Origin of the sequence: Paraburkholderia phenazinium, assembly GCF_900141745.1 — a bacterium.
Classification (GTDB): Bacteria; Pseudomonadota; Gammaproteobacteria; order Burkholderiales; family Burkholderiaceae; genus Paraburkholderia; species Paraburkholderia phenazinium_B.
Window position 1 is genome coordinate 1,267,822 of record NZ_FSRM01000001.1, and the last position, 24,243, is coordinate 1,292,064.

The window sequence follows — 24,243 nt, forward strand, 5'->3', positions numbered from 1 at the left end:
GCCCCAGAAAACCCCAGCCTCAATCCTGCGCGTAAATATCCGAGTCCTTGGTCTCCTTGACGAACAGCAGACCGATCACCAGGGTAATGAGCGCGATCACGATCGGATACCACAGCCCGGAGTAAATATTTCCCTTCGCCGCGACGATCGCGAACGCCGTCGCCGGCAGGAAGCCACCGAACCAGCCATTGCCGATGTGATACGGCAGCGACATCGACGTGTAACGAATGCGCGTCGGGAACATCTCCACCAGCATCGCCGCAATCGGCCCGTACACCATCGTCACGTAGATCATCATGATCGTCAGGATCACCACGCTCATCGGCCAGTTGATCTGTGAAGGGTCCGCCTTGGCCGGGTAGCCGGCGGCCTTCAGCGTCGAGCCGAGCGTCTCGTCGAACGCTTTGCCTTGCTCCTTCGCATCCGGCGCCTTGCCGTCGAACGTGTTGACCACCGTGTCGCCCACCTTGATCTGCGCGACGGTGCCCGCCGGTGCCGCAACGTTCTCGTAGTTCAAGCCCGCCTTCGACAGCGCGCTCTTCGCGATGTCGCATGAGGACGTGAACTTCGACGTGCCCACCGGATTGAACTGGAACGAGCACTCATCCGGGTTGGCGATCACCACAATCGGCGACTTCTGCGTGGCGGCTTCGAGCGCCGGATTGGTGAAGTGCGTCAACGCCTTGAACAGCGGGAAGTAGGTCAGCGCGGCGATCAGCAGGCCGGCCATGATGATCGGCTTGCGCCCAATCCTGTCCGATAGCGAGCCGAAGAACAGGAAGAACGGCGTGCCGATCAGGAGTGCCAGCGCGATCAGGATGTTGGCGGTCGGACCGGCAACCTTGAGCGTCTGCGTCAGGAAGAACAGCGTGTAGAACTGTCCCGTGTACCAGACAACGGCCTGGCCGGCGGTCAGCCCGATGAGCGCGAGAATCACGATCTTCAGGTTCTTCCATTGGCCGAACGCTTCTGTCAGCGGCGCCTTGGACGTCTTGCCTTCGGCCTTGATACGCGCGAACACCGGCGATTCGTGCAGTTGCAACCGGATCCACACCGACACGCCCAGCAGGATGATCGACGCGATGAACGGCACGCGCCATCCCCAGACGCCGAACGAGTCTTCGCCGATCGAGGTGCGCACGCCGAGAATCACGAGCAGGGAGAGGAACAGGCCCAATGTGGCTGTCGTCTGGATCCATGCGGTGTAGAAGCCGCGACGGCCGGCCGGAGCATGTTCCGCGACATAGGTCGCAGCACCGCCGTACTCGCCACCGAGCGCCAACCCTTGCAGCAACCGCATAGCGATAAAAATCACCGGTGAAGCCATGCCGATCGCCGCATATCCCGGCAGCAGACCAACGAGGAAGGTCGACAGACCCATGATCACGATCGTGATCAGGAAAGTGTATTTACGTCCGACCAGGTCGCCCAGTCGGCCGAACACGATTGCACCGAACGGCCGCACGGCGAAGCCTGCCGCGAAGCTAAGCAGCGTGAAGATGAAGCCGGCTGTGGGATTGACCCCGGAGAAAAAGCTCTTGCTGATGAAGACTGCCAGCGAACCGGCAAGGTAGAAGTCGTACCACTCGAAAACAGTGCCTAGCGACGATGCGAAGATCACCCGCTTCTCTTCGTGCGTCATCGGCACGTGGGAGATTTGCCCGCCAACGGTAGCCATATGTCGTCTCCAATATTGATATGTGTACTCGGTCCGCCCGCAAGGCGTACCCGTGTCTCGGATTATTGGAGTGGAAACTTACGGCCTACTGACGTGGCATCTCAAAATCGTGGTAGGGGAGATGTGGCGTCGGATGTTGGTATTTGTCGTTAAGTTAAAGCTAATTATCAGCCATCGTTGATTAAAATGGCGCTATGTCGCAAATTTGCGGCGGTCCAGTCTGGCCCCCGTTAGGGTAAGTCCCGGGCCGTTTCTCGCGCCCTCAAGCTGACGCGTACAAGTGTTCCGGCGAGACGCGGCGTGCTTTGATAGACGTTATCGTCGATCGTTAGCGTGCCGCCGTGCATGGTGACGATCTCGCGGACGATCGCCAGCCCGAGTCCGCTGCCGTCGCCCTCGCGGCCCAGGATCCGGTAGAAGCGTTCGACCACCCGCGCCCGTTCGGCAGCTGGAATGCCAAGCCCGGTGTCCTCTACCTCAAGGTGTACCTGGCTGGATGCCGGGTCTGGACGCACCCGCACTGTGATTCGGCCGCCGGCTGGCGTGTAACGGATCGCGTTGTCGATCAGGTTCGACAGCATCTCGCGCAGCATCAGCAGGCTGCCGTCTATTTCAACCGCTTCGTCCGGTCCCTCGTAGCCCAGATCCATCTGTTTGGCGAGTGCCGCCTGCACCCAGTCGCGCACCGCATTGCGCGCGACTTCGGTGATCTCGACCGGCGCAAAAATCTGTCCCGACAGCCGGTTTTCCGCGCGCGCGAGCGCCAGCAATTGGGTGACGAGCCGCGCGGCCTGCTCGGAACTGGTGGCGATCTGCTCGAGGGAACGGTGAACCTCCGCAGACACGTCCTGGCGCAGCGCCAGTTCGGCCTGAGTGCGTAGACCGGCGAGCGGCGTTTTCATCTGATGGGCGGCGTCGGCGATAAAACGCTTTTGCAACTCCATATTCTGTTCGAGGCGCGTTAGCAGATCGTTGAACGACGTTACTAGCGGCTCGATCTCTGGCGGAGCGCGGCGCGCTTCGAGCGGCGACAGGTCGTCGGGACGCCGCGCGCGGATATGCGCCTGCAGCGCATGCAACGGAGCGAGCCCGCGCGAGAGTCCGAACCACACGAGCACGATCGCGAGCGGCAGGATCACGAACTGCGGCAGGATCACGCCTTTGATGATGTCGTTGGCGAGCTGACTGCGTTTGTCAAGCGTCTCGCCCACCTGTACGAGCACCGGCAACGCACCCGGCGTGTGCGGGAACTCGACCGTCGTGTAAGCGACGCGGATGTCGTTGCCGTGCAGCACGTCGTCGCGGAATTCAACGAGGCCCGGCGGCGGCCGGTCTTCCTCGTGCGGCAGCGGCATATCACGATCGCCGCTCACCAGCTCGCCGCGCGTGCCCAGCACCTGATAGAAGACCTTATCGACGTTATCCGCGCTCAAGAAGTCGCGCGTCGCAGCGGGCAGGGACAGCTCCGCCACGCCGTTCACCGGATGGATCTGGCGGGCCAGCACGTACGCATCGGTTTCGAGCGCGCGGTCGAACGGGCCGTTGGCGATCGATTTGGCGACCAGGTAAGTGACCGCAATGCTCATCGGCCACAACAGCAGCAGCGGCGCCAGCATCCAGTCGAGGATCTCGCCGAACAGCGAGCGCGGGCGTGCCCCGGCGGCGGCTTCGGTTTCGTCGGGTGGCGCGAACGGGTTCGCGTAGCGGGCGTCGCGCGCCTCGTCGTCGAGGTCCACCGCTGGCGCCGCGGCGCGCTCTGCGCGTGCGGACATGAGCGCTCTCTATTTGAAGGGGTGGCTCGCGGGCATCTGGGCGGATGCGGGTGAGGAGGGCGTATTGGATTCGGGAGTTCCTGTTGTCCCCACTGCCGCGGTGGCCTTCTCCAGGCAGTAGCCAAGGCCGCGCACGGTGAGGATGCGCACGCCGCTTGGCTCTATTTTTTTGCGCAGCCGGTGCACGTAGACTTCGATCGCGTTATTGCTGACCTCTTCGCCCCATTCGCACAGATGATCGACCAGTTGCTCCTTCGATACCAGCCGGCCGATCCGCTGCAGCAGCACTTCGAGCAGGCCCAGTTCGCGTGCCGACAGCTCGATGATCTGCTCGTTGATATAGGCGATACGCCCGACCTGGTCGAATGACAGCGAACCGTGCCTTACCACCGTCGGGCCGCCGCCCGCGCCGCGGCGGGTCAGCGCGCGCACGCGGGCCTCGAGTTCATTGAGCGCGAACGGCTTGGCCATGTAGTCGTCGGCGCCGAGATCGAGGCCTTTGACGCGTTCGTCGACGCTGTCGGCGGCGGTCAAAATCAGCACCGGCAGGTTCGAATTGCGTGCCCGCAGACGGCGCAGCACCTCGAGTCCGGACATGCGTGGCAGGCCCAGATCGAGTATCAGGAGGTCGAAAGTTTGCATCGACAAGGCGGTATCCGCCTCGACGCCGTTCTTCACATGATCAACGGCGTATGCCGATTGGCGGAGTGATCGAATCAGACCGTCCGCGAGTATGCTGTCATCTTCGGCAATGAGAATTCGCATGATGCGCCAGCCTAGCCTTGCCGGCACCGTAGAAATCCCGGCGCACAGCGGTCTCCAAAGATTTTGTGGGTAGTTTGGTGCAGTTTGACCACACATAAATGCATCGATGTGCGAATCGTGCTTGCCAAAACTACTGTTTTTTTATACAGTGTCTGCGTTTAGTGTGCTGTCTGTGATGAATGGGCCGCACACCTGCCTCAGACGCCGTTCATCATAGCAAAGGACGATTCATGGAAGAAAGCAAGAAAGGCCCGGCTGGACTGACTGCTGAAAAGAGCAAGGCATTGGCTGCCGCGCTCGCGCAGATCGAAAAGCAGTTCGGCAAAGGGTCGGTCATGCGGCTCGGCGCAGGCGAGGCAGTCGAAGATATCCAGGTGGTCTCAACGGGATCGCTCGGGCTCGACATCGCATTGGGCGTCGGCGGTTTGCCGCGTGGCCGGGTGGTCGAAATCTACGGGCCGGAATCGTCGGGTAAAACCACGCTGACGCTGCAAGTGGTCGCTGAAATGCAGAAGCTCGGCGGCACGGCAGCATTTATCGACGCGGAACACGCGCTGGACATCCAGTACGCGGGCAAGCTCGGCGTGAACGTGAACGATCTGCTGGTCTCGCAACCGGATACGGGCGAACAGGCGCTGGAAATCGCGGACGCGCTGGTGCGCTCGGGTTCGATCGACATGATCGTGATCGACTCGGTCGCGGCACTCGTGCCGAAGGCCGAAATCGAAGGCGAAATGGGCGACTCGCTGCCGGGTCTGCAGGCGCGTCTGATGTCGCAGGCGCTGCGTAAGCTCACCGGCACGATCAAGCGCACGAACTGCCTCGTCATCTTCATTAACCAGATCCGTATGAAGATCGGCGTGATGTTCGGCAATCCGGAAACCACCACGGGCGGCAACGCGCTCAAGTTCTATGCATCCGTGCGTCTGGACATCCGTCGTATCGGCTCGATCAAGAAGAACGACGAAGTGATCGGCAACGAAACGCGCGTGAAGGTCGTCAAGAACAAGGTGGCGCCGCCGTTCCGCGAAGCGATTTTCGACATCCTGTACGGCGAAGGCATTTCGCGTCAGGGTGAAGTGATCGACCTGGGTGTGTCCGCGAAGATCGTCGACAAGGCCGGTGCCTGGTATAGCTACAACGGCGAGCGTATTGGTCAGGGTAAAGACAATGCACGCGAATTCCTGCGCGAAAATCCCGAGATCGCACGCGAAATCGAGAACCGCATCCGTGAATCGCTGGGCGTGAATGCGATGGCGGATGTTGCTGCCGGCGCAGGCGCTGAACTCGCAGGCGAAGAGGAGTAATCGCCGCGTGATACGCAAGGGCCGACCTGTATCCAATGCAGGGCGTGATGCGGACGGCCCGCGCGACGGTGACCCAAGTGACTTGACCGGGTCACTGGGTTCACCCGAATCGTCATTCGATCCGTTCGAGTCTTTCGACGCGCACGATCAAGCTTCTGGCCGCGCATCCTCCGCGCGGCGGGGTTCAGCACTGGCGGGGCCAAGCGGCAACACTGACACCGCCGGTTCGCCCGCAGAAACCACCTACACCCGCTCACGCCGCACACCGGGCGAGGCTCGAGGCGGAAACCACGATAAGTCTGGTCCCGATCAAGACCGCGCCGCCAAATCAAAAGGCCCTGGCCGCTCCCTGAAGGGTCGCGCACTCGGCTATCTATCTCGCCGCGAATACAGCCGTGCCGAACTCTCGCGCAAGTTGATGCCCTTCGTCGAAGAGGCCGATTCTCTCGATACCTTGCTCGATTCACTCGAGAAAGAGGGCTGGCTGTCCGATTCGCGCTTTGCCGAAAGCCTGATCCATCGCCGCGCATCGCGTCTTGGCGCCAGCCGGATCGTCGGTGAATTGAAGCGCCATGCGGTTGGCCAGACACTCATCGAGGAAGCCAGCGCACAGTTGCGCGAAACCGAGCTCACACGTGCCCAGGCCGTCTGGAGCAAAAAATACGGTCAGCTTCCGGAAACGCCCGCGGAACGCGCGCGGCAAGCGCGTTTCCTCGCCGCACGGGGGTTTTCCGGCGCGACGATCGGCAAGATTCTCAAGGGTCTGGACGACGAGTGGTCAGGCGATTAGCCCTGCCCCCGGATTGGTGCTGTGCACAATCCAACCTGTCTCAAATACCCGGTATGCTAAAATCAGGTGGTTTTCCAATTCGGCCTTTTCCTTCCGCATGTCGCTTTCCCCGCCCGTCTCCCGTCAGTTGCGCCATCGCCGCGCAATTCGTGCGGAAGCTTACGAGCGCGAGGACGGCCTGTGGGACATAGAGGCGTGCCTAACCGACCAAAAGCCACGTGACGTGGCGCTTGCGTCGGGCGTCCGGCCCAACGGTCAGCCGATCCATGAACTCTGGCTCCGCATTACGATCGATCGCAAGCTCAACGTTGTCGACGCGCAAGCGTCGTCCGACTGGGTGCCCTATCCCGGTCTGTGCGAAGCCACCAATCCCGCCTATCGTGCCCTCATCGGGCTCAATCTGTTCCACAATTTCCGTCGCGAAGCCGCCCGTTTGCTCGGTGGCACGGCAGGTTGCACGCATCTCACCGAGTTGTGCGCTTTCCTTCCTACGGCCGCCATTCAGGCGTTCGCCGGCGACGTGTGGAATACCAATGATGGCAAGCCGCCACACGAAGCGGATTCAGGGGACGCTTCACCTCAAGCCTCAGACGAGCACTCAAACGACAAGCCGCCATTCCAGCTGGGTCGCTGCCACGCGCTGCGATTCGATGGTGAGGCGGTGCGACAGTTTTATCCGCGCTGGTATGGTCGTGCGCCGCGTTCAGCGGAACGCGCGGATGCAGCAAGCGAGCAAAGCCAGTCCGCCGGCAACGGCAGCGGCACGTCCCGTTTGAACGACAGCAGCGGAAACGAAGTTCAATCCAACTCTCAGACTGAAGGGAATCACGCATGAAGATTCACGAGTACCAGGGTAAGGAAATCCTGCGGAAATTCGGCGTCGCGGTACCGCGCGGCAAGCCGGTCTTCTCGGTGGATGACGCGGTCAAGGCCGCTGAAGAGCTCGGCGGCCCGGTATGGGTCGTGAAGGCTCAGATCCACGCGGGTGGCCGTGGCAAGGGTGGCGGCGTGAAGGTCGCAAAGTCGCTGGAGCAGGTTCGCGAGTACTCGAACCAGATCCTCGGCATGCAACTCGTCACGCACCAGACTGGCCCGGAAGGCCAGAAGGTGAACCGCCTGCTGATCGAAGAAGGCGCTGACATCAAGAAGGAACTGTATGTCGGCCTCGTGATCGATCGCGTCTCGCAGAAGGTCGTCGTGATGGCTTCGAGCGAAGGCGGCATGGACGTCGAAGAAGTCGCGGAAAAGACGCCTGAGCTGATCCACAAGATCGCCGTCGACCCGTCGACCGGTCTGAAGGATGCGGAAGCGGATGAACTGGCAACGAAGATCGGCGTTCCCGCCGCTTCGCTGCCGCAAGCTCGTGCAATCCTGCAAGGCCTGTACAAGGCATTCTGGGAAACGGACGCGTCGCTCGCAGAAATCAACCCGCTGATCCTGACCGGCGACGGCAAGGTCATCGCGTTGGACGCCAAGTTCAACTTCGATTCGAACGCCCTGTTCCGTCATCCGGAAATCGTCGCTTACCGCGATCTGGACGAAGAAGATCCGGCTGAAGTCGAAGCCTCGAAGTTCGACCTCGCGTACATCTCGCTCGACGGCAACATCGGCTGCCTCGTGAACGGCGCTGGCCTCGCAATGGCAACGATGGACACCATCAAGCTGTTCGGCGGCGAACCGGCGAACTTCCTCGACGTGGGCGGTGGCGCCACGACCGAGAAGGTCACGGAAGCGTTCAAGATCATGCTGAAGAACCCGAATCTGACGGCCATTCTGGTCAATATTTTCGGTGGCATCATGCGCTGCGACGTGATCGCGGAAGGCGTGATTGCAGCTTCGAAGGCTGTCTCGCTGAAGGTGCCGCTCGTGGTCCGCATGAAGGGCACGAACGAAGACCTGGGCAAGAAGATGCTGGCTGAATCCGGCCTGCCGATCATTGCGGCAGACAGCATGGAAGAAGCGGCTCAGAAGGTCGTCGCGGCCGCTGCGGGCAAGGCGTAAGCCTGCCGGGCGTTTACCAGGATTAGCCAGATTACGAATGGCGGCGCGCACGGCGACGCGGGCGGAGAACATTCCGCCGCGCAGTCGGCCAGAGCGCCCGCCAAACGAACAGAGGTCAATACATGTCGATTCTGATCAATAAAGACACGAAGGTCATCACGCAGGGCATCACCGGCAAGACCGGTCAGTTCCACACGCGTGCCTGCCGTGAATATGCAAACGGCCGCGAAGCGTATGTCGCGGGCGTGAACCCGAAGAAGGCCGGCGAAGATTTCGAAGGCATTCCTATCTACGCAAGCGTGAAGGAAGCGAAGGCTGAAACGGGCGCAACCGTCTCGGTCATCTACGTTCCGCCCGCAGGCGCAGCGGCAGCGATCTGGGAAGCCGTCGAGGCGGATCTGGATCTCGCAATCTGTATCACGGAAGGCATTCCTGTCCGTGACATGATCGAGCTCAAGGCACGCATGCGCGCAAAGAACAGCAAGACGCTGCTGCTCGGACCGAACTGCCCGGGCACGATCACGCCGGACGAACTGAAGATCGGCATCATGCCGGGTCACATCCACCGCAAGGGCCGCATCGGCGTCGTGTCGCGTTCGGGCACGCTGACGTATGAAGCAGTCGGCCAGTTGACGGCAATCGGCCTCGGCCAATCGTCGGCAGTCGGTATTGGCGGCGACCCGATCAACGGTCTGAAGCACATCGACGTCATGAAGATGTTCAACGACGATCCGGAAACGGACGCCGTCATCATGATCGGCGAAATCGGTGGTCCGGACGAAGCGAATGCGGCTGAGTGGATCAAGGGCAACATGAAGAAGCCGGTGGTTGGCTTCATCGCTGGTGTCACGGCTCCGGCCGGCAAGCGCATGGGTCACGCAGGCGCGCTGATCTCAGGCGGTGCGGATACGGCTGAAGCCAAGCTGGAAATCATGGACGCATGCGGTATCAAGGTCACGAAGAACCCGTCGGAAATGGCGCGTCTTCTGAAGGCGATGCTGTAAATCGAAATAGGCCAGCCAGTCCGGCCCGTTTTTTGATACTCTTACGAAGTCCTTTCGTAAGAGCGAAGTCCTAAAAAGCGAGGGAGCGAGCAATTGCTCCCTCGCTTTTTTATGTCGACCGGCGTTAGCGCTTTAGCGCTTACTCCGGTCCCACGCAGTTTCATCGCGCTTTGCCCGGTTCCAATCGCCGTCTATCCTGCATTCAATGCTCGAATTCTTCGCCACGCTCCACTGGGGGGCCGTTATCCAGATCATCGTGATCGACATCCTGCTGGGTGGCGATAACGCGGTGGTGATCGCGCTCGCCTGCCGCAATCTGCCGCCGGCGCAGCGCGTCAAGGGCGTGTTGTGGGGGACGGCGGGGGCAATCCTGCTGCGCGTCGCGCTGATCGCGTTTGCGGTAGTGCTGCTCGACGTGCCGCTGCTGAAGTTTGCTGGAGGCCTGTTGTTGCTGTGGATCGGCGTCCGTCTCATGGCGCCTGCACACGACGCTCACGAGCACGTGAAGCCCGCTGACAAGCTAATGACTGCCGTCAAGACCATCATCGTCGCCGACGCGGTCATGAGCCTCGACAACGTGATCGCGATTGCCGGCGCGGCGGAAGCGGCGGACCCGGAGCATCGGCTGGCGCTGGTGATCTTCGGGCTGTTGGTCAGCATTCCGCTGATCGTATGGGGCAGTCAGCTCGTGCTGAAGTTGCTGGACCGCTTCCCGATCGTAATTACGCTCGGTGCCGCACTGCTTGGCTGGATTGCGGGCGGCCTGATCATCAACGATCCGGCCGGCGACCGCTGGCCGATTCTCGACTCGCCCGTGGCCGAGTACGGTATGAGCATCGCGGGAGCGCTGTTCGTTGTGATCCTTGGTTACGTGCTTAAACGGCGTAATGCCGAGCGGGCTGCGGCTCAATTGCCGCCCAATGCGCCCCCGGGTTCGCATTGACAACAGGGCACGGCTTCACGCTTTCACAGGCCCATCATCAGGTCCAACGTTAGCCATCTGGCTGACTGTTTAGAATCACCGTGGCTGGCTACGATCAATGCGCCTGTTCCGATTCACGGGGCAGGCGTTTTTCGTTTCTGGAGCCTGCCGATGACCGTTTCTCTCCCCAACTCTTCATTCCGTTGCGTGCTCTTGCGGCGCGACGACCCTGCTGCAGGCGCACCGATCTCCGACCCTGGCGTGCAATGGCCCACGCGGATCGCCCGGGTCAGCCGCAAGCTCGGCTTCACGTTGATCGAACTGATGATCGTGCTCGCGATTGTCGGGGTGATTGCGGCCTATGCCATCCCCGCGTATCAGGACTATCTGGCGCGCAGCCGGGTAGGCGAGGGCCTGTCGCTCGCCACGTCGGCGCGGCTCGCGGTGGCGGAAAACGCCGCCAGCGGCGCGGCGTTCGGGGGCGGTTATGCGCCGCCAACCGCCACGAAGAATGTGGAATCGGTCCATGTGGATGACGACACAGGTCAGATCACCGTGGTCTTCACCACGCGCGTCGCGCCGTCCGGCAGCAATACGCTGGTGCTGGTGCCGTCGGTGCCCGACAACGCCGATACGCCGACCGCCCGGATCGCGCTAGTCAAAGGCTCGGCCCAACCGGGGACGCTGACATGGGAGTGCTTTGCGGGTGGCAAGTTGGCTTCGTCACTGCCCGCGCCGGGCGCAGGCCCGAGCCCAGCGGATCCGCCGACGTTGCCGTCCAATCTGGCGCCGCCCGAATGCCGCAGTTGATGGTTCGGTAAGGAAACGGACTTGCCGATTTCGGGATATTTGAGGCCGTCCGGCGCACAGGGGGAGGATTTTTTTGTATAGTGCGCCGGTTGCTGACGCCCCCGGTTCCTCATGCCCACCCCATTTGCGCGCTTTTTATCTCTGGCCATACTGGCTTGTGCGTTGATTCTGCCTTACGCAGTGGTCAACCATACCTATCCGATTCCGACCTTTTACGCGGAATTTACCGCGCTGACGCTGTATGTGTTGACCAGCGCGGCCGTGGTGCTGCTGGCCTGGACGGAGCGTCGCCGCTTCGAGTTTGAATCGCCCACGGTCGCGCTTGTGCCACTGCTGTTCGGCCTGTTGCTGGTGGTGCAGACGTTTGTGCTGCAGGTCGAGCAGCCGTCGATGAACTGGCTCGGTGCCGGTTATCTGCTGGCGGCCTTCATGGCGACCCACACCGGCTACACCTTCAGCCGGGTCAGGATGAGCGAGGAGGTGCTGCGCTGGGCCGCCTACGCGTTGATTATCGGCGGACTGTTTGCAGTGTTTTGCCAGGTGATCCAGGTGTTCCATCTGGAGACCAAGGTCACGCCGCTCGTGGTTGCGTACAACATCACGGTCGATCGCCGGCCGTTCGGCAACATGGCGCAGGCCAACCACCTCGCCACCTACATCGCCTTCGCGATGACCGGCGCCTTGTTCCTGGTACAGACGCGGCGGCTTCCGCTCATCCTGTGGGCGCTGCTGTCGGTGGTTTTTGCGGGCGGCCTTGCGTTGACCGTCTCACGTGGGCCGTGGTTGCAGATGGGCGTGATCGTCGTGGCTGGGTTCTGGATGGCCTTTGCCGAAGTCCGGCGCAATCCGGTTCTGCGGCGCAGTAACCGCGAATGGTTGACGCCAGTAGCGCTCGGCGTGTTGTTCTTCGTCGTGAACGCGCTGGTTCGTTGGGCCAATGTGCACTATCAGCTCGGTCTGGCCGAATCCGCTGCCGATCGTTTCAAGGATGCCGGTCAGATCGCGCCACGCCTTGCGCTATGGAAATACGGTTGGACGATGTTCAAGGCGCATCCGTTGCTCGGCGTTGGCTGGGGCGAGTTTCCGCGCTACCAGTTCGACTATGTGCGGTCGCTGGGCGCCGTCGAGATCGCTAACAACTCGCACGACATCTTCCTCGATCTGCTAGGTAAAACCGGCCTGATCGGCCTTGCGATCGTGCTGCTCGGCCTGCTGGCGTGGCTCGTGCGCGTGGTGCGTGCTCCGCACACGGCCGCTCGCGTGTTCGGCGTAGCGCTGATCGGCGTGCTGGTGATGCACGCGCTGGTCGAGTATCCGCAGCAGTACATGTTCTTCCTGCTGCCGGCGATGTTCGTGTTTGGCCTGCTGGAGACGCGCTCGTTGCGGCTGGTGCCGAGCCGCGTGTCGTTCGGCGTCTACGCGGTGGTCGTGCTCGTTGGATTGGCCGCGCTGTATCCGGTCTATCGCGACTACAACCGCTCGGAGGTGTTGTACTACGGCTCGAGTCCGGCGCAGCAATACGCCAGCGATCCATCGTTCCTGTTCGGTGCATGGGGCGAGTACGGGATGGCGACGCTGCTGCCGATGAACGCCCAGGATCTCGCTCGCAAGCTCGCCATGCACAGGCAGGCGCTCGCGTTGCTGCCGGGCGAAACGGTGTTGCGACGTTATGCGGTGCTGCAGGCGCTGAGCGGCGACACGAACGGCGCTTTCGACACCGTCGTGCGGTTGAAGATCTTCGCGGAAGAATTGAAGGATTGGCCGTCGCAACAGGCCTATCTGTATCAGCTGTGCGATGAGCAGAAGAGTCTCGCTGGCTTCAAGGCGGAACTGATCAAGCTGTACGGTATGCCGCCGAAAGACGTCAATCAGGATGACGACGATAGCGACGATTGAGTCCGAGCTTCGCGCGTGAGCGCGACGCGGGATGAACGAAAACGCACCGGAAGGGCGGGTAAGCGCAGAAGCAGCGTTTACCCAGCCGCTGCCACCCAGTCCCCAGACTTCCCGCCGTGCTTCTCCAGCACTTTCACATCGGTGATCGTCATGCCGCGGTCCACCGCCTTGCACATGTCGTAGACCGTCAGCAGTCCCACCTGTACAGCGGTCAGTGCTTCCATCTCCACGCCTGTGCGCCCCAACGTTTCCACCTGCACCGTGCAATGCACGCCGGGCAGCGTCTCGTCGAGTTCGAAATCCACTTTGACGCGGGTAAGGGCTAGCGGATGACACAGCGGAATCAGATCGGCGGTGCGCTTGGCTCCTTGGATCGCAGCGATGCGAGCGATGCCGATCACATCGCCTTTCCTGGCGTTGCCGTCGCGGATGAGCGCAAATGTCTCCGGCAGCATACGGATCGAGCCGCGCGCGATAGCGATGCGTTTGGTTTCCTGCTTGGCGCCGACATCCACCATGTGCGCCTGGCCGGCGGCGTCGAAGTGGGTGAGTTCAGGCATGGTGGGGCTCCTTCTGAGAGCGCCAATCATACCAGCGCGATGCGGATGGCAACCCGGACGGAGCGTCGACTATGACGCCGCGTTTTTCGGAGCCGCAGCCTGAGCGGGACTTGCAACAAACCCAAACTGTTCGGCTACCTCCGCGCGTGCGACCGGCTGCAACGGTAGTGTCATCCCGTCACGCCAATGGAACCGCCCAGCGTCGCCATTCGCGGCCAGTTCGGCGTGCTCGGAAAACAGATCAAGATCGTGGTCATGCAAAACGGCGATTCGCGGCGGCGTTGACGTGTCCGTGAACAGCACACCGCCCTCGTCATCCAGATAAGCCGCGGCAGGCTCAAACGCATTCCCGGCCTGATCAGTCAGCGTCAATGTCGCCTTGGCGCCATCTCCATCATTGAGGCCAAGCCTCACCACCCACGGCGTATAACCCAGTTCCACATACACCCGCTGTGGTCCGTTCTGAAAGAACCACTGCCCGCCCGCATCCGCTTCGTAGTTCCGGTTGATAAAGGCAAGCAACGCCGCATGCCGTATCGGTTCTCCCGGCGCGCCGCGCGCCTGAGCCTCATCGTCACGCATGCGCCAGTTGCCGCGCCGGTCGAGCAGCAGCCAGCCAGTGCAATGCGGCACGTTGGGCCATTTGGCGAGCGCCTGGCGAACGATGTCATCCATGGTCGACGAATGGGGCGAGGTAGTTGAAAACGCGCCGTGACAGCCAGTCGCTGCGCCCCGGAAACGGACCCGTCATGAAGCCGACGTGGCCGCCGTGCCGAGGCTGGTCCAGTTCGATCGCAGCCGACACTTCATGCCGTCCCGGCAACACGGCGCCGGGCAGGAACGGATCGTTCCGCGCGTTGAGCACGAGCGTAGGCACCGTGATCTGCGGCAGCAATGGCCGTGTGGTCGCCTGAGTCCAATAGTCGTCGGTATTGCGAAAGCCGTGCAGCGGGGCCGTGACGATGTTGTCGAACTCGTACATGTTGCGGCTTGCGAGCATCGCGTTGGCGTCGTACAGGCCCGGATACTGTTCGAGCTTCTGCAGCGCCTTCACTTTTAGCGTTTTCAGAAAGTTGCGCGTGTACACCTTGCCGAAACCCTGTGATAGCGCCTGGCCGCCAGCATGCACATCGAGCGGCGCGGAGATTGCCGCGGCGGCAGTGAGAAACGAGGCATCTTCGCGCCGTTCGCCTAGCCAGCGTAGCAACACATTGCCGCCCAGCGAAACACCTGCCGCGACGATCGGCCCGCGATGCACGTCCCGAAGGCGCCGCAGGACCCAGTCCACTTCGGCGCTATCGGCGAGGTGATAAAAGCGCGGCAACAGGTTCAGCGGTCCGCTGCAGCTGCGAAAGTGCGGGACAACCCCGTGCCATCCGCGTTCACGCGCCGCGGCCATCAACGCGCGGGCATAGTGGGAGTTCGAACTGCCCTCGAGGCCGTGAAACAGCACGAAGAGCGGGACGTCGGACGAGGCTTCTTCGTTGTCCCAGGCGCCCGAGGCATCTGCCTCATGCACCAGCCAGTCGAGTTCGATGAAATCGCCATCCGGCGTGTCCCAGCGCTCGCGTCGATAGGTCACCGCGGGAAGTCGTGCAAAGAGGGCCGGGACAATGGTCTGAACGTGGCTGTTCGGCAGCCAGAGCGGAGCGCGGTAGAACATTTCGACGACGCTCGTCTCGACGGCCGCTGCGCGAGCGGTTGCGGGAGAAACGGTCTTGTTGTGCGTCGTACTCATGCCAGCGACCGGAAAAAACAGAAAACGTGAGTCGTCAGTGCAAAGACCCCTGACCATGACGCATTTTCGCAGCAAACTGATTCGCCGCTTCGTTCGGCATCGCACTCGCGTGGATATGTGCGATCTTCCATTCGCCGCGCTCGTGGACCATTACGTAGGTGCTGAAGACCATGGTGGGCGCGACCTTCGGATCCGCCGGGCGGTGCGCTTCCGCAATCGCATACACGACGGTGCCGAGGCTGTCGTACACGCGGATATCCACCGGTTCGATCGACACGGGATTGAGTTCGAGCTGGACGGCGAGGCCGGCGCGGATGGTGTCCAGACCGTGCAGGTGCGAGCCGTCGGCGCTGATGTAGCTGGCAAACTCCTCGTCGATCCACAGGCCCATCAAACTCTCGAGATTGACCTCTGCTACCGCCTGGTAATAGGCGTTGAGAGTATCCGCAGCGGCTTCGAAGATGTGGGCAAAACGTGGCATGGCTCGTCAGTCTCTTGTGCGCGGCGCGCGCGGTTGCGGGCAGCAGTAAAAACAGGACAACCAGGAACAACCCGGCGGGACAACCGCGAGGATGCCCGCGCTCCAGGGCGCAGGGATGACGCCGCGTGGCGTGCTTGCAACGCGGCGTACGGCTGCCGGACGGTTCAGCGTTGCGCGAGGAGCATGCCGCGCAGGTCGCCGAATACCTGTTCGGCGCTCAGTTGCCGCAGGCAGTTCAGATGACCGAGCGGACACTCGCGCTCAAAACAGGGACTGCATTCGAGATGCAGCCATTGTACCTTCGCAAGCTCGGACAATGGCGGCGTGTGGCGCGGATCGGTCGAGCCGTAGACAGCCACGAGCGGCCGTCGCAGCGCCGCTGCCACGTGCATCAAACCGGAATCGTTGGTGACCACGGCGTTGGCGCGTGAGATCAGCGCGCACGCTTCGCCCAGCGCGGTTTGTCCGCACAGGTTGCGCACGTTGGGCGAGCGTTCCGCGATCGCCTGGGCGAGCGGCGCGTCTTTCGGCGAACCGAGCGCGATGATTTGCGTGTACGGGAAAGACTGGCCGACGATTTGCGCCAGTGCCGCGAAGTGTTCCGGCGGCCAGCGCTTGGCCGGACCGTATTCCGCGCCAGGGCAAAACACCAGCAGCGGCACCCGCGTATCCAGATTGAAGCGGGCCGACACGCGTGACGCCTCGTTCAGATCGGCGTCGAGCCGCGGCATCGGCAGGTCGTCTGGTACTTTGGCGTCCGGCTTATAGGCTAACGCCGCGTAGTGGCCGACCATCGGCGGACGCGCGTCCTTGCGCGGATTCGAATGGCGCACGTTGAGCAGGCCGTAGCGGCTCTCGCCGGTATAGCCGATGCGCAGCGGAATGCCCGCCATCCACGGAATCAACGCCGATTTGAGCGAATTCGGCAGCACGTAAGCCGCGTCATAACCGACATCGCGCAGATCGCTGGACAGCTGCCAGCGCCGCAACATCTGCAGCTTGCCGTGCGCGAGATCGGTTGCATGGACGTCGCGGATCTCCGGCATGCGTTCGAGCACGGGCGCCACCCACGAGGGCGCAACCGCGTCGATCGCGAGGCGGGGATGCAGCTTCATGAGGCGCGAGAACAACGGCTGCGCCATCAATGCGTCACCGATCCAGTTCGGTGCGATAACCAACGCGCGACGCATCAGGGTGAGTTTCCGGTGTCGAAAGAACGCGCCGCACGCATCGGCGCGCAGCGTTCTGGTTTTAGCAGGGAGGCGGCCGCATGCCTGCGCGCGGCGCCAGGATAAGTGGCTCCGCGCGCAGCATGCGGCCTGAGTGTGGTGGGCGCGCCCAGCCGGTGAGCGGCTTTCAGTGGCCTTTGACCACTTCGCCGTCACGCAGCTTGTAGCGCGTGCCGCAGTATGGGCAGCGCGCTTCGCCGTGCGTCACGTCGATAAACACGCGCGGATGGGCGCTCCAGCGTGCCATCGACGGGTTCGGACAGTAGGCGGGCAGGTCTTTTGCCGTCAGTTCGACCAGCGGCATTTCCTTGATTTCGCTCATGGGGGCTTTCTCGATAGAGACAGGGCGCAGGCGCGCCGCAATGGCGGCCTGCGTTAATTTCATTCGGACTTAGACCTTGCTCAGCCAGTGCGCGTACTTCTCGCTCTTGCCGTTGACAATGTCGAAGAAGCCGCTTTGCAGCTTTTCCGTGATCGGGCCGCGTGCGCCGGAGCCGATCGTGCGGTTGTCGAGTTCGCGGATCGGCGTGACTTCAGCGGCGGTGCCGGTGAAGAACGCTTCGTCGCAGGTATAGACCTCGTCGCGCGTGATGCGCTTTTCGATCACTTCGATGCCGGCATCTTTCGCCAGCGTGATGACCGTGTCGCGCGTGATGCCGTCCAGGCACGACGAGAGGTCCGGCGTGTACAGCTTGCCGTTGTTCACGAGGAAGAAGTTTTCGCCGGAGCCTTCCGACACATAGCCGTCCACGTCGAGCAGGAGCGCTTCGTCGTAGCCGTCGGCGGTGGCTTCCTGGTTGGCGAGGATCGAGTTCACATACCACCCCGAGGCCTTGGCGCGGACCATGGAAACGTTCACATGGTGACGCGTGAACGACGAAGTCTTCACGCGGATGCCCTTCGCCAGGCCGTCTTCGCCAAGATAGGCACCCCACGGCCAGGCGGCGATGGCCACGTGGATCGTGTTGCCCTTGGCCGACACACCTAGCTTTTCCGAGCCGACCCAGATGATCGGGCGCAGATAGCAGGATTCGAGCTTGTTCTCGCGCACCACTTCGCGTTGCGCTGCGGCGAGCGTTTCGTGGTCGAACGGCACGTCCATCTGGAAGATCTTGGCCGAATTCAGCAGACGCTTGGTGTGTTCCTGGAGACGGAAAATGGCTGTGCCGTTAGCGGTCTTGTAGGCGCGCACGCCTTCGAAAACCCCCATGCCGTAGTGCAGTGTATGGGTGAGGACGTGGATCTTGGCGTCGCGCCAGTCGATGAGTTTGCCATCCATCCAGATCTTGCCGTCGCGGTCGGCCATTGACATACGATTCTCCAGCAGTGCGTTGTGAGGGGCGCGCCAGGCCGTACAGCGGTTCGGCAAGCGGCGAAGACCGTCATTTTAACGTCTTTTGCACACGGAACGGGCATTTGGCCGCACCCAGGACGCTATAATCCGGCCTCACATATTACAAATCCGATTGCGCCAGCGGGTGCTGGTCGGCCCGGCGCCGACTCCATGCCGCCGCGGCGTCGTCCCGCGCCGAGGCGCCCCGTCCGATGCTCGCCAGCCTGACCGATTTCCAGCGTCGTAGCTTTCGCGAAGGCGTGCGAGATTACTCACCCACGCTGATGGCGATCTTCTCGTGGGGGCTCGTCACGGGCATCGCGATGAGCAAATCGGCGCTCACGCTGCCGCAGTCGCTCACCATGTCGCTGCTCTGCTATGCTGGTTCGTCGCAACTGGCCGTGCTGCCGTTGCTCGCCGCCAAATTGCCGGTCTGGACCGTGCTGCTGACCGCCGCCATGGTGAATACGCGTTTTGTGATTTTCAGCGCAGGACTCGCACCGCATTTCTCCTATCTGCCCATGTGGCGCCGGATCGTCCTCGGTTATTTCAACGGCGACGTCATCTATCTGCTGTTCCAGAAGAAAAGCTTTCAGACCGGTTACGTGCCGGGCAAGGAGCCGTACTATTGGGGCATGGCGAGCGCGAGCTGGTTGTCCTGGCAGGTCTCGTCGATCATCGGCATTCTGCTCGCCAGCCTGATTCCGGATAACTGGGGTCTCGCGCTCGCGGGCACGCTGGCGCTGATTCCCGTGATGGTGTCGGCCATCAACAGCCGTGCAACACTGGTTGCCGTGAGCGTGGCCGGCGTCGTGGCGCTGCTGGGCTTCGATCTGCCGTACCGGCTGGCCTTGCCGCTTGCGGTGATTGCGGCGATTGTCGCCGGCAGCGCGGCGGATCTGATGGTCGAGCGCGCCGACCTGCGCCGCATCCGCAACCGCGCCGGGGATTCCCCGGAGGGTTCGCCATGACCAGCACGCAAATCTGGATCGCCATCTTCGGCATGATGTTCGTCACGACATTGACGCGCGCGCTGTTCCTGATCGGCGGCGAGCGCACGGTTTTGCCGGAGCGCCTGCGGCGTATGTTGCGCTACGCGCCGGCTGCGGCGCTCGCTGCGGTTGTGCTTCCCGACGTGCTGGTCACTCCTGACGGACTGTCATTCGGGCTCTCCAACCACGAGTTTTACGCGACGCTCGCCGGGCTCGGCTGGTTCCTGTGGCGGCGCACGATGCTCGGCACGATTGTCGTCGGCATGCTGACTTTCACGATCCTCCGTCTTGTATTTCACTGACCTTGGTCTTGTTGTTGCGTTGCAGCATCCGGGCCTATCTCCCAAATACGGGACATTCGCTTCGGCACGGGGCATCGCGGGGTGGGGATCGGTTAAAATGGTCGACTCCCGGATCACCGCGCGACGCTGCGGCAGATGCCGCCAGTGCCTGTTCGCAGAGCCACCCCTGCGGGGCTCGTGAGCGGAGGCTGTTCGCGCGCTGTCCGTCTCCGCCTTCCAATCAACTCGCAATCCAACGCTCATGAACCAGGTACTGCGTCTCTCCGATCTGATCTCCGAAGGCAAGCTGTCCGGCAAACGCGTGTTTATCCGTGCCGATCTGAACGTTCCGCAGGACGATCAAGGCAACATCACCGAAGACACCCGCATCCGCGCCTCCGCGCCGGCCATCAAGGCCGCGCTCGACGCCGGCGCCGCCGTGATGGTGACCTCGCATCTGGGCCGTCCTGTCGAGGGCGATTTCAAGCCGGAAGACTCGCTCGCGCCGGTCGCGAAGCGTCTGGCCGAATTGCTCGGCCGCGACGTGCCGGTGGTGGCGAACTGGGTCGAAAACGGCGTGAACGTCGCGCCAGGCCAGGTCGTGCTGCTGGAAAACTGCCGCGTCAACAAGGGCGAAAAGAAGGATTCCGACGAGCTCTCGCAAAAGATGGCGAAGCTCTGCGACATCTACGTCAACGACGCGTTCGGCACTGCGCACCGCGCCGAAGCGACTACGCACGGCATCGCGAAGTACGCGCCTGTGGCTTGCGCAGGTCCGCTGCTCGCGGCTGAACTCGAAGCGCTCGGCAAGGCGCTCGGCGCGCCGAAGCGTCCGCTGGTGGCGATTGTCGCCGGCTCGAAGGTGTCCACCAAGCTGACCATTCTGAAGTCGCTGGCCGAGAAGGTCGATCAGTTGATCGTGGGCGGCGGCATCGCCAATACATTCATGCTGGCCGCCGGCCTGAAGATCGGCAAGTCGCTCGCCGAAGCGGATCTGGTGAACGAAGCCAAAGCCATCATCGACGCTGCGAAAGCACGCGGTGCCTCGGTGCCGATCCCGACTGACGTCGTCACGGCCAAGGAGTTCTCGCCAACCGCCAAGGCGGAAGTGAAGGCTGTAGCCGACGTGCAGGACGACGACCTGATTCTCGACATCGGACCGGAAACTGCCAAGGCGCTCGCCGCGCAACTGGAAAAAGCCGGCACGATTGTCTGGAACGGCCCGGTCGGTGTGTTCGAATTCGACCAGTTCGGCAACGGCACGAAGACGCTGGCGGATGCGATTGCCAAGTCGCCGGCGTTCTCGATTGCCGGTGGCGGCGACACGCTCGCGGCCATCGCCAAGTACGGCATCCACGACAAGGTCAGTTATATCTCGACGGGCGGCGGCGCGTTCCTCGAATTCCTCGAGGGCAAGAAGCTGCCGGCGGTCGAAGTCCTGGAATCGCGGGCTTAATCAACGTGACGACACGTTCCCCATCGGCGAAAACTGCAAAGACGCGTGTGAAGTCGTCGGCCAGCAAGAACACAGGCTCCGTGGCCTCCACCAAGGTGAAGGCGGCAACGAAATCAGCAGCCACACAGGGCGCGGGGGCCGCACAGTCAATCGCAGCAGGGGAGCGTGCTCCAGCTTCCACCGCGACACCGCGGCACACTGTTTCCACAGTTTCACCCGCCGGTCATGCCGGCGGCGCAGTATCCGCCGTACCGCTGGCGTCCCGCACGCTGGTCTCGAACACCGCTTCATTCCACAAGAAAGCGACGCCGGTTTCAACCGGCGCGCAGCCCCAGGCAGCTTCCATCGGTGCGCAGCCTCCGCACCCAACTCGCAGCGCTCTTTCCAGCGATCCCATCCAGACGAGGAGACTCATGCATCGCGCCACCAAGATTGTCGCCACCATCGGCCCGGCTTCCAGTACGCCCGAAATCCTGTCGCAAATGATTAAGGCAGGGCTCGATGTGGTACGCCTCAACTTCTCGCACGGCACGGCCGACGACCACCGCCAGCGCGCCGAATACGTGCGCGAAGCGGCTCGTCAGGCGGGCCGCGAAGTTGCCATCATGGCCGACCTGCAAGGCCCGAAGATCCGGGTCGGCAGGTTTGAAAACGGCAAGACCACGCTCGTCCCCGGCAACGCCTTTGTCCTCGATTCCGAATGCGAACTCGGTAACGACGACCGCGTCGGCCTCGACTACAAAGACCTGCCGCGCGACCTGAAACCGGGCGACGTACTGTTGCTCAACGACGGCCTGATCGTGCTCGACGTTGTACGCGTGCTCGGCAGCGAGATTCACACCACCGTGAAGATCGGCGGTGAACTGTCGAACAACAAGGGTATCAATCGCCAGGGCGGCGGCCTCACGGCGCCGGCGCTGACGGCCAAAGACATGGAAGACATCCGCACGGCGATGTCGCTCGGCGTGGATTACGTCGCGGTCTCGTTCCCGAAGAACGCTACCGACATGGAAATGGCCCGCCAGCTCGCGAACATCGCGGGCGCGCCCTACGGCATCAAGCCGAAGATGATCGCCAAGATCGAGCGCGCGGAAGCGATTCCGGCGCTGCAAGGCATCCTCGACGCTTCGGACGGCATCATGGTCGCGCGTGGAGACCTCGCCGTGGAAGTGGGCAATGCCGCGGTCCCGGCGCTGCAAAAGCGCATGATCCGCATGGCGCGCGAATCGAATAAGTTCGTGATCACCGCCACGCAGATGATGGAGTCGATGATCTACGCGCCGGTGCCGACCCGCGCCGAAGTATCGGACGTCGCCAATGCGGTGCTTGACGGCACGGACGCGGTGATGCTGTCGGCCGAATCCGCTGCCGGCAAGTACCCGGTGCAGACCATCGAAACGATGGCCGCGATCTGCGTCGAAGCGGAGAAGTCCGAACAGTCCGAGCTGGACAAGGATTTCCTCGACCGCACCTTCACCCGCATCGACCAGTCCATCGCCATGGGCGCGCTGTTCACGGCGTTTCACCTCGGCGCCAAGGCGATTGTCGCGTTGACGGAGTCGGGCTCGACCGCACTGTGGATGTCGCGTCACTGGACGCACGTGCCGATTTTCGCGCTCACGCCGCGAGTGGGCAGCGAGCGCGCCATGGCGATCTACCGCAACGTCACCTCGCTGCATCTCGACACCAGCAGCGATCGCGACACCGCGCTGCAGCAGGCGCTGGAGACGGTGGTAAGCAAGGGCTACGCATCGCGCGGCGACATGGTCGTACTGACCGTGGGTGAGCCGATGGGTCAGGCCGGCGGAACGAACACACTGAAGATCGTGCGGGTGGGCGAACCGTACTGATCGGCTTCAAACTGCTCGAATCGGCACGGCGAAGCAGTCGCAGTACCCGCTAGAGGCGGCGCGCAGGTTTTTGGGGCAAGCCCTTTGGGCGAGCCCCGAGCCTTGCTGCGCAAGGGTGTGCGATTTGCTTCGCGATAAAATTGGTAAAAATTAGATGCCGACGGCACAGGATTCGTTTCAACTTAGGAGTAGTGCATGCCTCTCGTATCAATGCGTCAACTGCTGGACCATGCCGCCGAAAACGGCTATGGACTGCCGGCATTCAACGTAAACAATCTGGAGCAGGTGCAGGCCATCATGGCGGCGGCGGATCAGATCAACGCCCCGGTGATCATGCAGGCCTCGGCTGGCGCGCGGAAGTATGCCGGCGAACCGTTTCTGCGCCATCTGATCGAAGCGGCCATCGAGTCGTATCCGCATATTCCGGTCGTGATGCACCAGGATCACGGGCAGTCGCCGGCAGTGTGCATGGCAGCAATTCGCAGCGGCTTTACCAGCGTGATGATGGACGGCTCGCTCGAAGCTGACGGCAAGACAGTCGCTTCGTATGAGTACAACGTGGATGTGTCGCGCAAGGTGGTGGAAGCGGCACACTCGATCGGCGTGACGGTGGAAGCGGAGCTCGGCGTGCTGGGTTCGCTGGAAACCATGAAGGGCGACAAGGAAGACGGTCACGGCGCGGAAGGCACGATGACGCGCGAGCAACTGCTGACGGACCCGGAGCAGGCCGCTGACTTCGTCAAGCTCACGCAATGCGACGCGCTGGCAATTGCCATCGGCACATCGCACGGTGCGTACAAGTTCAGCAAGAAGCCCACGGGCGACATTCTGTCCATTCAACGCATCAAGGAAATTCACCGGCGTGTTCCGAACACCCACCTGGTGATGCATGGTTCGTCGTCGGTGCCGCAGGAATTGCTCGCGGAAATCCGCGAATTCGGCGGCGACATGAAGGAAACCTACGGCGTGCCGGTCGAAGAAATTCAGGAAGGTATCAAGCACGGCGTGCGCAAGGTTAATATCGATACTGACCTGCGTCTGGCAATCACCGGTGCGATCCGTCGCTACATGGCGGAGAATCCGGGCAAGTTCGACCCGCGCGATTACCTGAAGCCGGCGCGCGAAGCGGCGAAGAAGGTTTGCCTCGACCGTTTCGTCGCCTTTGGCGCCGAAGGGCAGGCTGGCAAGATCAAGCCGGTTTCGCTTGATAAAATTGCGGAGAAGTACAAGTCGGGCGGCCTCGCACAGGTCGTCCACTAAGCTGGCAGTACAGCATGGGCCTGGCCATCCGGCCAGGTTGCGGTCCGCCTCGCCGTTCCCGCATCATAGGGGGAACGGCGTTTCCCTTTTGTTCCGGTCTCATTTTTGCCTCACTTTT

The 24,243-nt window shown here is 62.3% G+C and carries 24 protein-coding genes; 13 read left to right on the plus strand and 11 right to left on the minus strand.

What is annotated here, in order from left to right; genetic code table 11:
* Positions 1-19: 19 nt before the first annotated feature.
* From BUS06_RS05965 to BUS06_RS05975, 3 genes are all read right to left on the minus strand, one after another.
* A complete protein-coding gene (locus BUS06_RS05965) occupies positions 20-1,678 on the minus strand; it encodes an MFS transporter (protein WP_074263435.1) in 1,659 nt (552 codons plus the stop codon).
* A gap of 230 nt (positions 1,679-1,908) precedes the next feature.
* Positions 1,909-3,450: a sensor histidine kinase gene (locus BUS06_RS05970; RefSeq protein WP_074263436.1), complete on the minus strand. Its 1,542-nt coding sequence runs from the start codon at positions 3,448-3,450 to the stop codon at positions 1,909-1,911.
* A gap of 9 nt (positions 3,451-3,459) precedes the next feature.
* Positions 3,460-4,215, minus strand: a complete 756-nt coding sequence (locus BUS06_RS05975; RefSeq protein ID WP_074263437.1) for a response regulator transcription factor — start codon at positions 4,213-4,215, stop codon at positions 3,460-3,462.
* Between the two features lie 230 nt (positions 4,216-4,445).
* On the opposite strand from BUS06_RS05975, the gene recA reads away from it, so the two are divergent.
* The 8 genes from recA (at position 4,446) to BUS06_RS06015 (ending at position 12,945) form a co-directional block, all read left to right on the plus strand.
* Entirely contained in the window at positions 4,446-5,522 is a 1,077-nt protein-coding gene (gene recA / locus BUS06_RS05980; RefSeq protein WP_074263438.1) for a recombinase RecA, read from the plus strand.
* Positions 5,476-6,312 carry a recombination regulator RecX gene (recX, locus tag BUS06_RS05985; protein WP_143787463.1) on the plus strand — a complete coding sequence of 279 codons (837 nt, stop codon included), beginning with the start codon at positions 5,476-5,478 and terminating at the stop codon, positions 6,310-6,312. Before recA ends, recX begins: the two co-directional genes overlap by 47 nt.
* A 97-nt stretch (positions 6,313-6,409) precedes the next feature.
* A complete protein-coding gene (locus BUS06_RS05990) occupies positions 6,410-7,147 on the plus strand; it encodes a DUF2889 domain-containing protein (protein WP_074263439.1) in 738 nt (245 codons plus the stop codon).
* Positions 7,144-8,313: an ADP-forming succinate--CoA ligase subunit beta gene (sucC, locus tag BUS06_RS05995; RefSeq protein ID WP_074263440.1), complete on the plus strand. Its 1,170-nt coding sequence runs from the start codon at positions 7,144-7,146 to the stop codon at positions 8,311-8,313. Before BUS06_RS05990 ends, sucC begins: the two co-directional genes overlap by 4 nt.
* Before the next feature lie 122 nt (positions 8,314-8,435).
* Positions 8,436-9,317 carry a succinate--CoA ligase subunit alpha gene (sucD, locus tag BUS06_RS06000; protein WP_074263441.1) on the plus strand — a complete coding sequence of 294 codons (882 nt, stop codon included), beginning with the start codon at positions 8,436-8,438 and terminating at the stop codon, positions 9,315-9,317.
* Positions 9,318-9,522: 205 nt separating this feature from the next.
* Positions 9,523-10,260 carry a TerC family protein gene (locus BUS06_RS06005; RefSeq protein ID WP_074263442.1) on the plus strand — a complete coding sequence of 246 codons (738 nt, stop codon included), beginning with the start codon at positions 9,523-9,525 and terminating at the stop codon, positions 10,258-10,260.
* A gap of 150 nt (positions 10,261-10,410) precedes the next feature.
* Positions 10,411-11,049, plus strand: coding sequence for a pilin (locus tag BUS06_RS06010; RefSeq protein WP_074263443.1), 639 nt, complete (start codon positions 10,411-10,413; stop codon positions 11,047-11,049).
* Between the two features lie 111 nt (positions 11,050-11,160).
* Entirely contained in the window at positions 11,161-12,945 is a 1,785-nt protein-coding gene (locus BUS06_RS06015) for a PglL family O-oligosaccharyltransferase (protein ID WP_074263444.1), read from the plus strand.
* A gap of 77 nt (positions 12,946-13,022) precedes the next feature.
* Here BUS06_RS06015 and moaC read toward each other — a convergent pair whose 3' ends face one another.
* From moaC to BUS06_RS06050, 7 genes are all read right to left on the minus strand, one after another.
* Positions 13,023-13,505, minus strand: a complete 483-nt coding sequence (gene moaC / locus BUS06_RS06020) for a cyclic pyranopterin monophosphate synthase MoaC (protein WP_074263445.1) — start codon at positions 13,503-13,505, stop codon at positions 13,023-13,025.
* Positions 13,506-13,574: 69 nt separating this feature from the next.
* Positions 13,575-14,180 carry a DUF2946 family protein gene (locus BUS06_RS06025; protein ID WP_074263446.1) on the minus strand — a complete coding sequence of 202 codons (606 nt, stop codon included), beginning with the start codon at positions 14,178-14,180 and terminating at the stop codon, positions 13,575-13,577.
* The gene (locus BUS06_RS06030) at positions 14,173-15,243 is read right to left on the minus strand and encodes a hydrolase (protein ID WP_074265935.1); all 1,071 of its coding nucleotides are present in this window, start codon (positions 15,241-15,243) and stop codon (positions 14,173-14,175) included. The genes BUS06_RS06025 and BUS06_RS06030 overlap by 8 nt, the downstream gene beginning before the upstream one ends.
* A 34-nt stretch (positions 15,244-15,277) precedes the next feature.
* The gene (locus BUS06_RS06035; protein WP_074263447.1) at positions 15,278-15,724 is read right to left on the minus strand and encodes a nuclear transport factor 2 family protein; all 447 of its coding nucleotides are present in this window, start codon (positions 15,722-15,724) and stop codon (positions 15,278-15,280) included.
* A 164-nt stretch (positions 15,725-15,888) separates the two neighbouring features.
* A complete protein-coding gene (gene waaF / locus BUS06_RS06040) occupies positions 15,889-16,914 on the minus strand; it encodes a lipopolysaccharide heptosyltransferase II (protein WP_074263448.1) in 1,026 nt (341 codons plus the stop codon).
* 166 nt (positions 16,915-17,080) lie between these two features.
* Positions 17,081-17,275 carry a zinc-finger domain-containing protein gene (locus BUS06_RS06045; protein WP_074263449.1) on the minus strand — a complete coding sequence of 65 codons (195 nt, stop codon included), beginning with the start codon at positions 17,273-17,275 and terminating at the stop codon, positions 17,081-17,083.
* A 69-nt stretch (positions 17,276-17,344) separates the two neighbouring features.
* Entirely contained in the window at positions 17,345-18,265 is a 921-nt protein-coding gene (locus tag BUS06_RS06050; protein WP_074263450.1) for a branched-chain amino acid transaminase, read from the minus strand.
* A gap of 233 nt (positions 18,266-18,498) precedes the next feature.
* Here BUS06_RS06050 and BUS06_RS06055 point away from each other — a divergent pair, with 233 nt between their 5' ends.
* The 3 genes from BUS06_RS06055 to BUS06_RS06065 all read left to right on the plus strand — a co-directional run bounded on the left by BUS06_RS06055 (position 18,499) and on the right by BUS06_RS06065 (position 21,015).
* Positions 18,499-19,257 carry an AzlC family ABC transporter permease gene (locus BUS06_RS06055; protein ID WP_074263451.1) on the plus strand — a complete coding sequence of 253 codons (759 nt, stop codon included), beginning with the start codon at positions 18,499-18,501 and terminating at the stop codon, positions 19,255-19,257.
* A complete protein-coding gene (locus BUS06_RS06060) occupies positions 19,254-19,580 on the plus strand; it encodes an AzlD domain-containing protein (RefSeq protein ID WP_074263452.1) in 327 nt (108 codons plus the stop codon). The genes BUS06_RS06055 and BUS06_RS06060 overlap by 4 nt, the downstream gene beginning before the upstream one ends.
* 241 nt (positions 19,581-19,821) lie before the next feature.
* Complete coding sequence (locus BUS06_RS06065; RefSeq protein ID WP_074263453.1) at positions 19,822-21,015, plus strand: phosphoglycerate kinase; 1,194 nt, start codon at positions 19,822-19,824, stop codon at positions 21,013-21,015.
* Between the two features lie 223 nt (positions 21,016-21,238).
* Here BUS06_RS06065 and BUS06_RS37335 read toward each other — a convergent pair whose 3' ends face one another.
* Complete coding sequence (locus BUS06_RS37335) at positions 21,239-21,430, minus strand: hypothetical protein (protein WP_143787464.1); 192 nt, start codon at positions 21,428-21,430, stop codon at positions 21,239-21,241.
* On the opposite strand from BUS06_RS37335, the gene pyk reads away from it, so the two are divergent.
* Both pyk and fba read left to right on the plus strand, forming a co-directional pair.
* Positions 21,429-22,865 (plus strand): pyruvate kinase, encoded by a 1,437-nt coding sequence (gene pyk / locus BUS06_RS06070; protein ID WP_074263454.1) that lies wholly within the window; start codon positions 21,429-21,431, stop codon positions 22,863-22,865. The two genes, BUS06_RS37335 and pyk, sit on opposite strands and share 2 nt — an antisense overlap.
* Positions 22,866-23,060: 195 nt before the next feature.
* Positions 23,061-24,125 (plus strand): class II fructose-bisphosphate aldolase, encoded by a 1,065-nt coding sequence (fba, locus tag BUS06_RS06075; RefSeq protein WP_074263455.1) that lies wholly within the window; start codon positions 23,061-23,063, stop codon positions 24,123-24,125.
* The last annotated feature ends 118 nt before the right edge of the window (positions 24,126-24,243 follow it).

Coding starts and splice junctions, on each gene's coding strand:
- BUS06_RS05965 (WP_074263435.1), bottom strand. CDS start 1,678: ATGGCTACCGTTGGCGGGCAAATCTCCCACGTGCCGATGACGCACGAA.
- BUS06_RS05970 (WP_074263436.1), bottom strand. CDS start 3,450: ATGTCCGCACGCGCAGAGCGCGCCGCGGCGCCAGCGGTGGACCTCGAC.
- BUS06_RS05975 (WP_074263437.1), bottom strand. CDS start 4,215: ATGCGAATTCTCATTGCCGAAGATGACAGCATACTCGCGGACGGTCTG.
- recA (WP_074263438.1), top strand. CDS start 4,446: ATGGAAGAAAGCAAGAAAGGCCCGGCTGGACTGACTGCTGAAAAGAGC.
- recX (WP_143787463.1), top strand. CDS start 5,476: ATGTTGCTGCCGGCGCAGGCGCTGAACTCGCAGGCGAAGAGGAGTAAT.
- BUS06_RS05990 (WP_074263439.1), top strand. CDS start 6,410: ATGTCGCTTTCCCCGCCCGTCTCCCGTCAGTTGCGCCATCGCCGCGCA.
- sucC (WP_074263440.1), top strand. CDS start 7,144: ATGAAGATTCACGAGTACCAGGGTAAGGAAATCCTGCGGAAATTCGGC.
- sucD (WP_074263441.1), top strand. CDS start 8,436: ATGTCGATTCTGATCAATAAAGACACGAAGGTCATCACGCAGGGCATC.
- BUS06_RS06005 (WP_074263442.1), top strand. CDS start 9,523: ATGCTCGAATTCTTCGCCACGCTCCACTGGGGGGCCGTTATCCAGATC.
- BUS06_RS06010 (WP_074263443.1), top strand. CDS start 10,411: ATGACCGTTTCTCTCCCCAACTCTTCATTCCGTTGCGTGCTCTTGCGG.
- BUS06_RS06015 (WP_074263444.1), top strand. CDS start 11,161: ATGCCCACCCCATTTGCGCGCTTTTTATCTCTGGCCATACTGGCTTGT.
- moaC (WP_074263445.1), bottom strand. CDS start 13,505: ATGCCTGAACTCACCCACTTCGACGCCGCCGGCCAGGCGCACATGGTG.
- BUS06_RS06025 (WP_074263446.1), bottom strand. CDS start 14,180: ATGGATGACATCGTTCGCCAGGCGCTCGCCAAATGGCCCAACGTGCCG.
- BUS06_RS06030 (WP_074265935.1), bottom strand. CDS start 15,243: ATGAGTACGACGCACAACAAGACCGTTTCTCCCGCAACCGCTCGCGCA.
- BUS06_RS06035 (WP_074263447.1), bottom strand. CDS start 15,724: ATGCCACGTTTTGCCCACATCTTCGAAGCCGCTGCGGATACTCTCAAC.
- waaF (WP_074263448.1), bottom strand. CDS start 16,914: ATGCGTCGCGCGTTGGTTATCGCACCGAACTGGATCGGTGACGCATTG.
- BUS06_RS06045 (WP_074263449.1), bottom strand. CDS start 17,275: ATGAGCGAAATCAAGGAAATGCCGCTGGTCGAACTGACGGCAAAAGAC.
- BUS06_RS06050 (WP_074263450.1), bottom strand. CDS start 18,265: ATGTCAATGGCCGACCGCGACGGCAAGATCTGGATGGATGGCAAACTC.
- BUS06_RS06055 (WP_074263451.1), top strand. CDS start 18,499: ATGCTCGCCAGCCTGACCGATTTCCAGCGTCGTAGCTTTCGCGAAGGC.
- BUS06_RS06060 (WP_074263452.1), top strand. CDS start 19,254: ATGACCAGCACGCAAATCTGGATCGCCATCTTCGGCATGATGTTCGTC.
- BUS06_RS06065 (WP_074263453.1), top strand. CDS start 19,822: ATGAACCAGGTACTGCGTCTCTCCGATCTGATCTCCGAAGGCAAGCTG.
- pyk (WP_074263454.1), top strand. CDS start 21,429: ATGCATCGCGCCACCAAGATTGTCGCCACCATCGGCCCGGCTTCCAGT.
- BUS06_RS37335 (WP_143787464.1), bottom strand. CDS start 21,430: ATGAGTCTCCTCGTCTGGATGGGATCGCTGGAAAGAGCGCTGCGAGTT.
- fba (WP_074263455.1), top strand. CDS start 23,061: ATGCCTCTCGTATCAATGCGTCAACTGCTGGACCATGCCGCCGAAAAC.